The 12,575-nt window shown below is 71.9% G+C and carries 14 protein-coding genes; 10 read left to right on the plus strand and 4 right to left on the minus strand.

Annotation, left to right across the window (positions count from 1 at the left end; translation table 11 throughout):
- The first annotated feature begins 5 nt into the window (after positions 1-5).
- The gene (locus U5640_RS38165) at positions 6-1,010 is read left to right on the plus strand and encodes a DMT family transporter (protein ID WP_340383628.1); all 1,005 of its coding nucleotides are present in this window, start codon (positions 6-8) and stop codon (positions 1,008-1,010) included.
- 46 nt (positions 1,011-1,056) lie between these two features.
- Here the strand turns inward: U5640_RS38165 and U5640_RS38170 are convergent, their stop codons facing one another.
- The gene (locus U5640_RS38170) at positions 1,057-1,740 is read right to left on the minus strand and encodes a pyridoxamine 5'-phosphate oxidase family protein (protein ID WP_340383630.1); all 684 of its coding nucleotides are present in this window, start codon (positions 1,738-1,740) and stop codon (positions 1,057-1,059) included.
- A gap of 36 nt (positions 1,741-1,776) precedes the next feature.
- On the opposite strand from U5640_RS38170, the gene U5640_RS38175 reads away from it, so the two are divergent.
- Complete coding sequence (locus tag U5640_RS38175) at positions 1,777-3,108, plus strand: aminotransferase class I/II-fold pyridoxal phosphate-dependent enzyme (protein ID WP_340383632.1); 1,332 nt, start codon at positions 1,777-1,779, stop codon at positions 3,106-3,108.
- 108 nt (positions 3,109-3,216) lie between these two features.
- Here the strand turns inward: U5640_RS38175 and U5640_RS38180 are convergent, their stop codons facing one another.
- Positions 3,217-4,188, minus strand: coding sequence for a DMT family transporter (locus U5640_RS38180; RefSeq protein ID WP_340383634.1), 972 nt, complete (start codon positions 4,186-4,188; stop codon positions 3,217-3,219).
- 74 nt (positions 4,189-4,262) lie between these two features.
- On the opposite strand from U5640_RS38180, the gene U5640_RS38185 reads away from it, so the two are divergent.
- Positions 4,263-5,165 carry a LysR family transcriptional regulator gene (locus tag U5640_RS38185; protein WP_340383636.1) on the plus strand — a complete coding sequence of 301 codons (903 nt, stop codon included), beginning with the start codon at positions 4,263-4,265 and terminating at the stop codon, positions 5,163-5,165.
- A 13-nt stretch (positions 5,166-5,178) separates the two neighbouring features.
- Here U5640_RS38185 and U5640_RS38190 read toward each other — a convergent pair whose 3' ends face one another.
- Positions 5,179-5,646, minus strand: a complete 468-nt coding sequence (locus U5640_RS38190) for a pyridoxamine 5'-phosphate oxidase family protein (RefSeq protein WP_340383638.1) — start codon at positions 5,644-5,646, stop codon at positions 5,179-5,181.
- 111 nt (positions 5,647-5,757) lie between these two features.
- Here U5640_RS38190 and U5640_RS38195 point away from each other — a divergent pair, with 111 nt between their 5' ends.
- A complete protein-coding gene (locus tag U5640_RS38195) occupies positions 5,758-6,405 on the plus strand; it encodes a cysteine hydrolase (protein ID WP_340383639.1) in 648 nt (215 codons plus the stop codon).
- On the opposite strand, the gene U5640_RS38200 is transcribed toward U5640_RS38195, so the two are convergent.
- Positions 6,392-6,874 (minus strand): Rieske (2Fe-2S) protein, encoded by a 483-nt coding sequence (locus U5640_RS38200; RefSeq protein WP_340383641.1) that lies wholly within the window; start codon positions 6,872-6,874, stop codon positions 6,392-6,394. The two genes, U5640_RS38195 and U5640_RS38200, sit on opposite strands and share 14 nt — an antisense overlap.
- Before the next feature lie 192 nt (positions 6,875-7,066).
- Between U5640_RS38200 and U5640_RS38205 the strand changes: the two genes are divergently transcribed.
- From U5640_RS38205 to ung, 6 genes are all read left to right on the plus strand, one after another.
- Positions 7,067-7,831 (plus strand): HipA family kinase, encoded by a 765-nt coding sequence (locus U5640_RS38205; protein WP_340383643.1) that lies wholly within the window; start codon positions 7,067-7,069, stop codon positions 7,829-7,831.
- A gap of 17 nt (positions 7,832-7,848) precedes the next feature.
- Positions 7,849-8,277 carry a DUF3037 domain-containing protein gene (locus U5640_RS38210; protein WP_340385579.1) on the plus strand — a complete coding sequence of 143 codons (429 nt, stop codon included), beginning with the start codon at positions 7,849-7,851 and terminating at the stop codon, positions 8,275-8,277.
- A 125-nt stretch (positions 8,278-8,402) separates the two neighbouring features.
- Entirely contained in the window at positions 8,403-9,164 is a 762-nt protein-coding gene (gene fabG / locus U5640_RS38215) for a 3-oxoacyl-ACP reductase FabG (RefSeq protein ID WP_340383645.1), read from the plus strand.
- Between the two features lie 12 nt (positions 9,165-9,176).
- Positions 9,177-9,932: an SDR family oxidoreductase gene (locus U5640_RS38220; RefSeq protein ID WP_055635517.1), complete on the plus strand. Its 756-nt coding sequence runs from the start codon at positions 9,177-9,179 to the stop codon at positions 9,930-9,932.
- Between the two features lie 199 nt (positions 9,933-10,131).
- Positions 10,132-11,712 carry an ABC transporter substrate-binding protein gene (locus U5640_RS38225; RefSeq protein WP_340383648.1) on the plus strand — a complete coding sequence of 527 codons (1,581 nt, stop codon included), beginning with the start codon at positions 10,132-10,134 and terminating at the stop codon, positions 11,710-11,712.
- A 90-nt stretch (positions 11,713-11,802) separates the two neighbouring features.
- Complete coding sequence (ung, locus tag U5640_RS38230) at positions 11,803-12,489, plus strand: uracil-DNA glycosylase (protein ID WP_340383651.1); 687 nt, start codon at positions 11,803-11,805, stop codon at positions 12,487-12,489.
- Positions 12,490-12,575: the final 86 nt, after the last annotated feature.

The raw sequence follows: 12,575 nt of genomic DNA on the forward strand, positions 1-12,575 counted from the left end.
ATCATGTGCCGGTGCGCACCTCTGGAAGCAGTCAGGGCAGCCGCGGCAAGGGCATCGGGCTCGGGCTGGCGGTCGGGTCGGCGATCGCCTTCGGCGGATCGGGGGTCGCGGCCAAGCCCCTGATCGAGGCGGGGCTCGACCCGCTGCACGTGGTCTGGCTGAGGGTGACCGGCGCCGCGCTGGTCATGCTGCCGCTCGCCGTGCGCCACCGAGCCCTGCTGCGCCGCCGCCCCGCGCTCCTCGCCGGGTTCGGCCTGCTCGCGGTGGCCGGGGTCCAGGCCTTCTACTTCGCCTCGATCTCCCGGATGCCCGTCGCGGTGTCCCTGCTCCTGGAGTATCTGGCGCCCGCCCTGGTGCTGGGCTGGGTGCGGTTCGTGCAGCGGCGGCCGGTGACCCGCGCCGCCGCGCTCGGGGTGGTCCTCGCGGTCGGCGGGCTCACCTGTGTCGTCGAGATCTGGTCGGGGCTCCGGTTCGACGCCCTCGGGCTGGTCCTCGCGCTGGCCGCCGCCTGTTGCCAGGTCGGCTACTTCGTCCTGGCCGACCAGGGCGGCGACGCGGGCGACGACGCCCCCGACCCGCTCGGCGTGATCGCCTACGGACTGCTGACCGGCGCCCTGGTGCTCACCGTCGTGGCCCGTCCGTGGAACCTGGACTTCTCCGTGCTCACGGGCTCCGCCGACCTGAACGGCACCCGGCTCCCGGCCTGGCTGCTGCTCGGCTGGATCGTGCTGATCGCCACGGTCGTCGCGTACGTCACCGGCGTGCTCTCGGTACGCCGGCTCTCCCCGCAGGTCGCGGGGGTCGTGGCGTGTCTGGAGGCGGTCGTCGCGACCGTGCTGGCCTGGGTCCTGCTGGGCGAGCACCTCTCGGCGCCGCAGCTCGCCGGGGGTGCGATGGTGCTGCTCGGCGCGTACATCGCCCAGTCGTCCGCGCCCGCCAAGGGCTCCCCGCAGCCCGTCGCCGGCGGTGAGCCCGAGCGGGATCAGGCCGCCCGCGAGGCCACTGCCTGACGCGGGCGCCGAGGGCGGGGGAGGGGACTGCGGCGGCGCCGGCGCGTCACAGGGCCGTCAGGTAGTCCGGGACCGGCGTGCCGGGGGCCAGGTCGGCCTCCGGGAGCGGGGCGCCGTACCCCTTGCGCAGCGGGAGCACTCCGGCCCAGTGCGCCAGGGCCAGATCCTCGGGCTCGTCGTTGACCCCGCCGGTGCGGGTCTTGGCGGAGACCTCGTTCAGGTCGAGGCGGATCACCGCGGTCGCCGCCAGTTCCTTCTTGTTCGCCGGGCGGGAGTCGGCGGCGCGGCCCGGGACGACATGGTTGACCAGCGCGTCGAGGGCGGCACGCTTCTCCTCCGGGTCGGTGACGTCGTACGCCAGGCCGTGCACCACGACCGAGCGGTAGTTGATCGAGTGGTGGAAGGCGGAGCGGGCCAGCACCAGACCGTCCACGTGCGTCACCGTCAGGCACACCGGCAGCCCCGGTTCGGCCCGGCCCGCCATCCGCAGCGGACGCGAACCCGTGGAGCCGTGCACGTACAGCACCTCGCCGACCCGTCCGTACAGCGTCGGCAGGACGACCGGCGCGCCGTCGCGGACGAAACCGAGGTGGCAGACGTACCCCTCGTCGAGTATCGCGTGCACCAGCTCCTTGTCGTAGGCGGCCCGCTCCGCGGAGCGTGTGGGGACCGTGCGGTTGGTCGCGGGGTACGCGGCGGGCTGCGGTGCGGGCCGGGGTGTCGCCTGCATGGGCGTTCTCCATTGCACTAGTGCATAATAGACTTTGTGCTAGGAGAGTATCCGATCCAAGGCAGCCGCGCAGCGGACATTTCCGCGAGCATCGAGCGCGCGGTGGGCGAGGGCGCCCTGCAGCCGGGGCAGTCGCTGCCGCCGATGAGGGAGTTGGCGGTCACGCTCGGCGTGAATCCGAACACGGTCGCCGCCGCGTACCGCACCCTGCGTGAACGCGGAGTGATCGAGACGCACGGGCGCCGCGGCAGCCGGGTGCGGCCCAAGCCCGCCACCACCGGCCGGGAGAACGTCCGCCTCGACGTGCCGGAGGGCGTCCGCGACCTGGCGGACGGCAACCCCGATCCGGCCCTGCTGCCCCCGCTCGCCCCCGCCTTCGCGGCGGCCGCCGCCCGCGCCGACCGCGAGCCGGTCCTGTACGGCGCCGATCCTGTGGACCCCGGCCTGGCCCGGGCGGCCCGCGCCGCGCTCGACGCCGACGGCGTGCCCGCCGGACCGCTCACCGTGGCCTCCGGCTCCCTGGACGCCGTCGAACGCGTCCTCGCCGCCCACCTCAAGCCGGGCGACGGGGTCGCGGTGGAGGACCCCGGCTGGGGGCGCACCCTCGACCTCGTCCCGGCGCTCGGGCTGCGCACGGTCCCGGTCGGCGTCGACGACGAGGGCCCGCTCCCGGACGGCCTGCGCGCGGCCCTGGAGAGCGGGGTGCGCGCCGTGCTGATCACCGACCGCGCCCAGAACCCCACCGGCGCCTCCGTGACCGCCGCACGCGCGCGTGCGCTGCGGGCGGTGCTCGCGGACCACCCCGGGGTGCTGCTGATCGAGGACGACCACGGACACGGCATCGTCGACCTGCCGCTGTGTCCCCTGGCGGGCGTCACCCGGCACTGGGCCTTCGTCCGCTCGGTCGCCAAGGCCTACGGCCCCGACCTGCGGCTCGCCGTGCTGACCGGCGACGAGGTGACCGTGGACCGGGTCCGGGGACGGCAGCGGCTGGGGCCCGGTTGGGTGAGCCTTCTCCTCCAGCGGGCCGTGGAGCGGCTGTGGGCCGACGGCGCGGTGGACGGCCACGCGGTGGCCGCGGCCTACCGGGGACGACGGGAGGCGCTGATCGCCGCGCTGGCCGAGAGGGGGGTCGCCGCGCACGGGCGCAGCGGGATGAACGTGTGGGTGCCGGTCCCGGACGAGACCGGGGTGGTGGCGAGACTGCTGCACGCCGGGTGGGCGGTGTCACCGGGGGCGCGGTTCCGGCTGAGCGCCGGGCCGGGCATCCGGATCACCGTGTCGACGCTGGGGGGCGAGGAGGTGGGGCCGCTGGCGGACGCGGTGGCCTCGGCCCTGGGGCCGGTTCCCCCTCGTAGTTATGTGTAGCTCGTGGTTACGTCCAGCGCCGTAGGGGTGCGGGTTGTGGGCGGGTGCCGGTGCGCCGTGGCCGGTCGCGCAGTTCCTCGCGACCCTCGGGGGACACGGCTCCCGCGTTCACCGCTTGCCCCTCGCCTGCGTGAGCGCCGCCCCCGCCAGCACGATCACCGCCCCCACCGGCGTCGACCAGCTCAGCGGCTCGCCGAGGAACGCCACCCCCGCCCCCGTCGCGATCACCGGGATGAAGTAGGTGACCATCTGCGCGGTGGTCGGGCCGACCTCCGCCACCAGCCCGTACTGGATCAGCAGGGCCAGACCGGTGCCGAGGGCGCCCAGCGCGGCGATCGCCAGGAGCGGCAGCGGGGCGACGTGGTCCGGGACGCCGGCGACCAGCGGGGTGACGACCGCGAGCTGGAGGGCGGCCACGCCCAGTTGCGCGCCGGTCATCGACAGGGCCGAGGCCCCCGTCCCGGCCAGGGTGCGGCGGACGTAGATCCAGCCGATCGGGTAGCTCAGCGAGGCCAGCAGGGCCATCGCCGTGCCGCGGGCGTCGAGGCCCTGGAAGCCCTGCCAGGCGCCCAGGACCGTCAGGACCCCGAGGAAGCCCAGGCCGAGCCCCGCCACCCGGACCCGGGTGGGCCGGTCCTCGGACAGGGCGACCAGGGAGAGCGCCATGCCCCACAGGGGCGAGGTGGCGTTGCAGATGCCGGCCAGGGTGGAGGGGATCGTGAGCTCGGAGTAGGCGAAGAGCGAGAACGGCAGGGCGTTCAGCAGGAACGCGGCGACCGTCAGATGCGCCCAGGTGCGGGCCCCGCGCGGGAGCCGCTCCCGCCGCACCAGCATCGCGGCCGCCAGCACCGCCGTGCCGAACACCAGCCGGCCCAGGGTGACCTGGAACGGGGCGTAACCCTGCGTGCCCACCTTGATGAGCAGGAAGCTGAAGCCCCAGATCAGCGAGAGCGCGCCGAACCTCAGTCGCCAGTCCAGGGTGCGGCGGGTGCGGGGGACCGCGGGGGCGGAGGCCCGGGTGGCGGTGTCGGCGGCGGTGTCGGCGCTGGTTCTGGCAGTGGTGTCGGCGGCGGCGGTCATGACGGCAACTGTGCGGCACACAACTTCGTAGCACAATCGAGAATTCGCACGCGATACCTCGTAGCATTGCTTATATGTTGAACCTGGAGCGCCTGCGGACCCTCGACGCCCTCGCCCGGCACGGCAGCGTCAGTGGCGCCGCCGCGGGCCTGCACATCACGACCTCGGCCGTCTCGCAGCAGCTGGCCAAGCTGGAGCGCGAGGTCGGGCAGCGGCTGCTGGCCAAGCACGGCCGCGGGGTGCGGCTGACCGACGCGGGGCGCCTGCTGGCCGAGCACGCGGCCCGGATCCTGTCCCAGGTGGAGCTGGCCCAGTCCGATCTGGAGGCCCGGCGCGGGCAGGTCGCGGGGGAGCTGCGGATCTCCGCGTTCCCCACCGCCGCGCGCGGACTGTTCCCGGTCGCGCTCGCCGAGCTGCGCAAGGCGCACCCGGCGCTGCGGCTGCGCTCCTGCGAGCTGGAACCGGAGAACGGCGTCGCGGGGGTCGTCCGCGGCGATCTCGACCTCGCGGTCGTCCTGGACTGGTACAACAAGCCGATGCCCGTGCCGGACGGGCTGGTCAAGGCGCCCGTCCTGGACGACCCCGCCGATGTCGCCATGCCGGCCGGGCATCCCCTCGCGGGCCGGGACGAGGTGGATCTCGCGGAGTTCGCCGGGGACGAGTGGATCACCTGGGGCGAGGGCGAGTTCTGTCACGAATGGCTGATGTTCACCCTGCGCTCGCGCGGCGTCGAACCGATCGTCGGCCACCGGGCCGCCGAGACCCACACCCAACTCGGTCTGGTCGCCGCCGGCCTGGGGGTCTGCATCGTGCCGCTGCTCGGACGCGACCCGGTGCCCGAGGGCGTCGTCCTGGTCCCGCTCAAGCAGCGGGTGCGCCGCCATGTGTACGTGGTCTGGCGGGCGGACGCGGACCGCCGTCCGTCGATCCGGGCGGCGGTCGCGGCCCTCAAGGCGGCCGGTTCCACGGTGAGTTGAACGGTGCGGGGCGTTACCCGTCGCCCAGCTTGCGGAAGTCCCAGGAGACGACCTTCTCCGGCCGCAGCCGCACCCACGCGTGCCGCCCGTCGTGCGGCATCGCGTCCAGGCCGAAATTCTTGCGGGCGAACAGCGTCTCCACGGCGTCCAGTTCGGCGCACAGCTCGCCGGTGCGCGGAGCCTCGCCCACGAACTCCACGGCGCCGGACAGCTCGACGCCCCGCAGTGCGTCGTACTCCTCGCCCGTGTCGACCACGATCGCGACCCGCGGATCACGGCACAGCTGCGTCCAGCGCTTGCTGCGCACCACGGAGTACAGCCACAGCGCGCTGCCGTCCCACAGGAACCACAGCGCGCTCACGTGCGGGGCGCCGTCGGCGGACACCGTGGCCACCCGGCAGGTGCGCTGGGTGGTGAGGAACGCGTCCAGCTCTCCCGGCGACATCATGATCTTCCGGCCCCGGCGCTGAGTGACGGTCATCCGGCCCCCTCATCCTTCTTCTCTTGTCACTGCTTCCCGTGTACTGCTTACCACTACGACTTTTCTGACAGTGCGTCAGAAAAGCAAGTATCCCGACAACCAGGGGGAGCCGTGCCCTCGTCCGAAGCGCTCCGGGACCTCCTCGACCCCGACTCCACCGTGCTGCTCACGGTGGAATGCCAGCGGGGCGTCGTCGGCCCCGGCGCCGCACTGCCCCAACTCGCCGCCGCGGCGAGGGAGTCGGGCGCCCTCACCCAGGTGGCCCGGCTGGTCGCCGCCGCGCACGGCAGCGACGTCCAGGTCGTCCACGCCATCGCCGAGCGCCGCCCCGACGGCCTGGGCGCCAACCGCAACGCACGCCTCTTCCGGGCCGCCGAGCGCCTGCCCGTCCAGCAGCTCACCGGCACCGAGGCCACCCGTGTCGCGCCCCCGATCGAGGTCGCCGGCCGGGATCTCGTCGTACGGCGGCTGCACGGGCTCTCGCCGATCCAGGGCACCGACCTCGACGCCCTGCTGCGCAACCTCGGCTGCCGCACCCTGATCGTCACCGGGGTCTCGGCCAACGTGGCGATCCCGAACACCGTCTTCGACGCGGTCAACCGGGGCTACACCGCCGTCGTGCCCTCGGACGCCGTCGCGGGGGTGCCGGCCGACTACACCCCCGCGATGATCCGCCACACCCTCGCGCTGGTCGCCACGGTCACGACCACCGACGAGGTGCTGACGGCCCTCCGGCGTCCGGACGTCAGGCCAGCGTGATCGAGTCGCCGCTGACGCTGATCTTCACCTCGGGCAGCGCCTGCCTCGCCGGACCGCTCTTCACGCTGCCGTCCTCGATCGAGAAGTTGCTGTTGTGGCAGGGGCAGTTGATGACCCCGTCCGCGATGGTCTTCACCGCACAGCCCTGGTGGGTGCACACGGCCGAGAACGCCTTGTACGTGCCCGCCGCCGGCTGGGTGACGACCACCTTCTGCGCGTCGAAGATCTTGCCGCCGCCCTCGGGGATGTCGGCGGTCGCGGCCAGCGCGCCGCCGGCCGCACCGCCGGTGCTCGCGGCCCCACCGGCACCCGTCGAGCCCGTCGTCCCGCCGGTCGAGGCCGACGAGGAGGAGTCGTCGTCGGACCCTCCGCACGCCGTCAGCGCGACGGAGAGCCCCGCGGCTCCGGCGGCCGCCATGACCGTACGGCGGGCGGGTTTCGACGCGGAGTTGATCGATGCGCTGGTCATGCTGGGGATTTCCTTCCAGGGGGGGTGGGTGGACCTGTCGAGAGGTACGGCCGGTGGGCGCCGCGTGTTCAGAACCCCCGCCAAGTCCGGACGGTGTCGAGATATTGACCTGTTCGAGATCAGGCCCGCGTAAGCCGGAGCTGTCGCGGAGCTGTCGGACGCCGTCCCACCGGGCCCCAGTAACCTGGGGCGATGCTCAAGGAAGTCACCGCCACCCGCTACATCACGGCGTTGCGTGAGGGCGGCTCGCTGCCGGGACTCGTCGAGGCCGACGACCTCGGAACGTACGTCATCAAGTTCACCGGCGCCGGACAGGGCCGCAAGACCCTGGTCGCGGAGGTCGTCTGCGGCGAGCTCGCCCGCCGGCTGGGCCTGCGGATGCCCCGGCTCGTGACCCTCGCCCTCGACCCCGTCCTCGGCCTCGGCGAACCCGATCCGCAGGTCCAGGAGCTGCTCCGGTCCAGCGGCGGCACCAACCTCGGCATGGACTTCCTCTCCGGCGCCCTCGGCTACGACCCCCTCGCCTTCCCGGTGAGCCCCGCGGAGGCCGGCGCCGTCATCTGGTTCGACGCGCTCGTCAACAACGTCGACCGCTCCTGGCGCAACCCCAACCTGCTGCTGCGGCGCGGCGAACTGTGGCTCATCGACCACGGCGCCACCCTGATCTGGCACCACAACTGGCCCACGGTCGAGACCTCCGCGGCCCGCCCCTACGACGCCTCCGACCACGCCCTGGCCTCCTTCGCCCCCGACATCGCCGGCGCCGCCGAGCGGCTCGCCCCGCTGGTCACCGCCGACCTGCTCGCCGAGGTCACCGCCGAGATCCCCGACGTCTGGCTCGCGGACGAACCGGGCTTCGACACCCCGGACGACCTGAGAGCGGCCTACGCCCGGCCGCTGCTCACCCGGGCGGCCGTCATCGCCGACCGCATCACCGGCATCGAGGAGAACAAGTGAGCGAGCGCCACATCCACATGGCCGGCCACGTGACCGAGCGGCACATCACCCGGTCCGGCCAGGGCGGCGACCGGGACGTCTTCGAGTACGCCCTGCTGCGGGTGGTGCCGAGGGTGGAGCGCGGCGAGTGCATCAACGCGGGCGTGCTGGTCTACTGCCGCGCCCGGGCCTACGTCGGCGCCCGCACCCATCTCGACGAGGGACGGCTGCTCGCCCTGGACCCGGGCGCCGACGTGGCCGGGATCAGGGCCGCGCTGGCGGCCGTCGAGGGCGTGTGCGGCGGCGGCGCGGCGGCCGGGCAGGCGGCCGGCGACGACCCGGGACGGCGGTTCCGCTGGCTGGTCGCGCCGCGCTCGGCGATGGTGCAGCCGGGGCCCGTGCACACCGGACTCACCACCGATCCGGCGGCCGAGGCGGGGCGGTTGCTGGACCTCCTGGTGAGGTAATGGATCACACCGGCGCCGTGTGGCGTTGACACCGGGTGCCAGGGCTTCTAGCGTCACGTCTGCCGAAGGTACTAAGCGGTCGCTCACCGCGCGACAGGTTCTCTCAAGGGCGAGGAGACACAGGAATGTCCACCACTGAACAGCGGGTCGCCGTAGTCACGGGCGCGGCGCGCGGCATCGGCGCGGCCACCGCCGTACGGCTGGCCGCCGAGGGCCGTGCGGTCGCCGTGATCGACCTCGACGAGGCCGCCTGCAAGGACACCGTGGAGAAGATCACCGCGGCCGGCGGCAAGGCCGTCGCGATCGGCGCCGACGTCTCAGACGAGGCCCAGGTCGAGGCCGCGATCGCCCGTGTCGTGACGGAGCTGGGCGCCCCGACGATCCTCGTCAACAACGCGGGCGTGCTCCGCGACAACCTGCTGTTCAAGATGAGTGCCTCCGACTGGGACACCGTCCTGAACGTGCATCTGCGCGGCTCGTTCCTGATGACCAAGGCCGTCCAGAAGCACATGGTCGACGCCGGCTTCGGCCGGATCGTCAACCTGTCCTCCTCCTCCGCGCTCGGCAACCGCGGCCAGGCCAACTACTCGGCCGCCAAGGCCGGTCTGCAGGGCTTCACCAAGACCCTCGCCATCGAGCTCGGCAAGTTCGGCATCACCGCCAACGCCGTCGCCCCCGGCTTCATCGCCACCGACATGACCGCCGCGACCGCCGCCCGGGTCGGCATGGGCTTCGAGGAGTTCAAGGCCGCCGCCGCCACCCAGATCCCCGTGGCCCGCGTCGGCGAGCCCGACGACATCGCCAACGCGATCGCCTTCTTCACGAACGAGGCCGCCGGCTTCGTCTCCGGCCAGGTGCTGTACGTCGCCGGCGGACCGCTCGACTAGGGATCAGGAACCATGACCGTGGAACTCTCCGGCAAGGTCGCGCTCGTCACGGGCGCGAGCCGCGGCATCGGCTACGGCGTCGCCGAGGCGCTCGTCGCCCGCGGCGACCGGGTCTGCATCACCGGCCGCAACGAGGACGCGCTGAAGGAGGCCGTCGAGCAGCTCGGCGCCGACCGGGTCATCGGCGTGGCCGGCAAGGCGCACGACCTCGACCACCAGACGGCCGCCGTCGAGGCGACGATGGAGGCCTTCGGCCGCGTCGACTACCTCGTCAACAACGCGGGCACCAACCCGGTGTTCGGGCCGATCGCCGACCTCGACCTGGAGGTGGCGCGCAAGGTCTTCGAGACCAACGTGGTCTCCGCCCTCGGCTTCGCCCAGAAGACCTGGCACGCCTGGCAGAAGGACAACGGCGGCGCGATCGTCAACATCGCCTCCCTCGCGGGCCTGTCGGCCTCGCCCTTCATCGGCGCGTACGGCATCAGCAAGGCCGCGATGATCAATCTGACCCAGCAGCTGGCGCACGAGTTCGCGCCCCGCGTCCGGGTCAACGCGATCGCCCCGGCCGTCGTGAAGACCAAGTTCGCCCAGGCCCTGTACGAGGGCCGGGAGGCGGAGGCGGCCGCCGGCTACCCGCTGGGCCGGCTCGGCGTGCCGTCCGACATCGGCGGCACCGCCGCCTTCCTCACCTCCGAGCAGTCCGACTGGATCACCGGTCAGACGCTCGTCGTCGACGGCGGCATCCTGCTCAACGCCGGTGTGGCCTGAGTCTCATCGCACGCCGCCACGGGCCCCGGTTCCTTGACGGAACCGGGGCCCGTGTCCATTTCCGGACCCGCCCCGGCGCATGACAACGTCGTCACGATTTCTCGCTGATCAATAACGCTTTCCTCCCACCCGTTGAGCCTTTCCGCGCCTGCGGTATGGTCTGGCCACTCTTGGCATGGCTTTTACGAGGAGCGTGTGCGTGTTCTACCGGAATCGATCGTTGCAGCATGTGGCGGTGATCGCGTCCATATCCCTGGTGAGCGGATGCGGTCTTCTGGGAGACGAGAGCTCCGAGGACGCCGGACCGATCGTCGTGGGCACCACCAGCGCTCCCAGCACGCTGGATCCCGCGGCCTCCTGGGACAGCTCCTGGGAGCTCTTCCGCAACGTCTACCAGACGCTGCTGAACTACAACCCGGGTCAGACCACCCCTGAACCCGACGCCGCCGAGAGCTGCGAGTTCAAGGACAGCAAGAGCACCGTGTACAGCTGCACGCTGCGCGAGGGCCTGAAGTTCTCCAACGGGCACACGCTGGACGCCAAGGCCGTCAAGTACTCGTTCGACCGGATCAAGAAGATCAACGTCAACGGTGGACCCGCGGGCCTGCTGGAGACGCTCTCCCAGGTGCAGACGAAGGGCGACCGCGAGGTCGTCTTCCGCCTCAGCCAGCCCGACGCCACGTTCCCCCTGGTGCTCACCACGCCCGCGATGTCGATCGTGGACCCCGAGGAGTACCCGGCGACCGCGCTCCGCAAGGAGAACGGGATCGTCGGCTCCGGACCGTACCGGCTGCAGTCCTACGACGAGGGCAAGCAGGCGGAACTCGTCCGCAACGACTCCTACAAGGGCATAGCGGACCTGAAGAACGACGCCGTCACCATCCGCTACTTCCAGCAGTCGGACCAGCTGGTCAAGGCCCTCAAGAGCAAGGAGATCTCGGTCGTCTACCGCGGTCTCGGCGCCTCCGACATCGTCGACATCGAGACGAACCAGAACGCGGAGGGGCTCCAGCTCGTGGAGAACCCCACCACCGAGATCAGTTACCTGGTGTTCAACCCCAGCGACCCGTGGGCCGCGAAGCCCGCGGTGCGCAAGGCCATCGCCCAGATCGTCGACCGCTCGGCGCTCGTGCACAACATCTACAAGGACACCGTCGAGCCGCTGTACTCGATGGTGCCGGCCGGACTCACCGGCCACACCACGGGCTTCTTCGACGACTTCGGAAACCCCAGCGTGACCAAGGCCAAGGCGATCCTCAGGGAAGCGGGGATCACCGAGACCGTCCCGCTGACCCTCTGGTACACCACCGACCGCTACGGCTCCACGACCAAGCCCGCCTTCGAGGAGCTGAAGCGGCAGCTGGACGCCTCCGGCCTCTTCAAGATCACCCTCAAGAGCCGCCCGTGGAAGACCTACGTCAAGGGCTACCAGGACGGCGAGTACCCGGTGTTCGGGCGCGGTTGGTTCCCCGACTTCAACGACGCCGACAACTTCATCGCGCCGTTCGTGGGCGAGCAGAACGCGCTCGGTACGCCGTACAAGTCCCCCGCCATCACCGACAAGCTGCTGCCGGAGTCGCGGGCGGAGAGCGACCGCGGCGCGGTGAAGCAGCAGATCGAGGACGCGCAGAAGATCTTCGTGAACGACGCGCGCCTGCTGCCGCTGTGGCAGGGCAAGCAGTACGTGGCGGCGGACGAGGAGATCTCCGGCCTCGAGAAGGTCATCGACCCGGCGACCATGATGACGATGTGGGAGCTGTACCGGAAGACCAGCTGGTAGCGGGTCCGGAACCCGGTCCGGGGCGCCGATGTCAGTGGTCGCCTGTAGGTTCTGTGGTGAGTAAGTGACCGCACAACGGAGGACGTTGACGTGACCGACATCGCCATGCTGCCCGAGTCCTGGCGCGGGGTCCTGGGCGACGAGCTGCAGCAGCCCTACTTCAAGGAGCTGACGGAGTTCGTCGAGGAGGAGCGCGCGAAGGGTCCCGTCTACCCTCCGCGCGAGGAGGTGTTCGCCGCGCTCGAGGCGACGCCGTACGACCAGGTGAAGGTCCTCGTCCTCGGCCAGGACCCGTACCACGGCGAGGGCCAGGGCCACGGCCTGTGCTTCTCGGTGCGGCCCGGCGTCAAGATCCCGCCCTCCCTGCGCAACATCTACAAGGAGATGCACGAGGAGCTGGGCACCCCCGTCCCGGACAACGGCTACCTGATGCCGTGGGCCCGGCAGGGCGTCCTCCTCCTCAACGCGGTCCTGACGGTCCGCTCCGGCGAGGCGAACTCGCACAAGGGCAAGGGCTGGGAGAAGTTCACGGACGCGGTGATCCGCGCGGTGGCCGACCGGCCCGACCCGGCGGTGTTCGTCCTGTGGGGCAACTACGCGCAGAAGAAGCTGCCGCTGATCGACGAGTCCCGGCACATCGTCGTCAAGGGCGCGCACCCCTCCCCGCTGTCGGCGAAGAAGTTCTTCGGCTCCCGTCCGTTCACGCAGATCGACGCGGCGATCGCGGCGCAGGGCCACACCCCGGTCGACTGGACCATTCCCCACCTGGCCGACTGAGTGCGTGCCGCCGGGCCGGTTCCTCCGCGGACCGGTCCGGTGCCGCCTGACCCGGATCGCCGCCCGCTGCCGTTAGCGTCGTGCCA

It is taken from the genome of Streptomyces sp. SS7 (assembly GCF_037993025.1).
GTDB lineage: Bacteria > Actinomycetota > Actinomycetes > Streptomycetales > Streptomycetaceae > Streptomyces.

Excerpts from the sequence above, each read along its gene's own strand:
- U5640_RS38200 (WP_340383641.1), bottom strand. The coding sequence starts at position 6,874 with ATGACCAGCGCATCGATCAACTCCGCGTCGAAACCCGCCCGCCGTACG.
- U5640_RS38180 (WP_340383634.1), bottom strand. The coding sequence starts at position 4,188 with ATGACCGCCGCCGCCGACACCACTGCCAGAACCAGCGCCGACACCGCC.
- U5640_RS38210 (WP_340385579.1), top strand. The coding sequence starts at position 7,849 with ATGGCCGGCCACGTGACCGAGCGGCACATCACCCGGTCCGGCCAGGGC.
- U5640_RS38185 (WP_340383636.1), top strand. The coding sequence starts at position 4,263 with ATGTTGAACCTGGAGCGCCTGCGGACCCTCGACGCCCTCGCCCGGCAC.
- fabG (WP_340383645.1), top strand. The coding sequence starts at position 8,403 with ATGTCCACCACTGAACAGCGGGTCGCCGTAGTCACGGGCGCGGCGCGC.
- U5640_RS38220 (WP_055635517.1), top strand. The coding sequence starts at position 9,177 with ATGACCGTGGAACTCTCCGGCAAGGTCGCGCTCGTCACGGGCGCGAGC.
- U5640_RS38190 (WP_340383638.1), bottom strand. The coding sequence starts at position 5,646 with ATGACCGTCACTCAGCGCCGGGGCCGGAAGATCATGATGTCGCCGGGA.
- U5640_RS38170 (WP_340383630.1), bottom strand. The coding sequence starts at position 1,740 with ATGCAGGCGACACCCCGGCCCGCACCGCAGCCCGCCGCGTACCCCGCG.
- U5640_RS38205 (WP_340383643.1), top strand. The coding sequence starts at position 7,067 with ATGCTCAAGGAAGTCACCGCCACCCGCTACATCACGGCGTTGCGTGAG.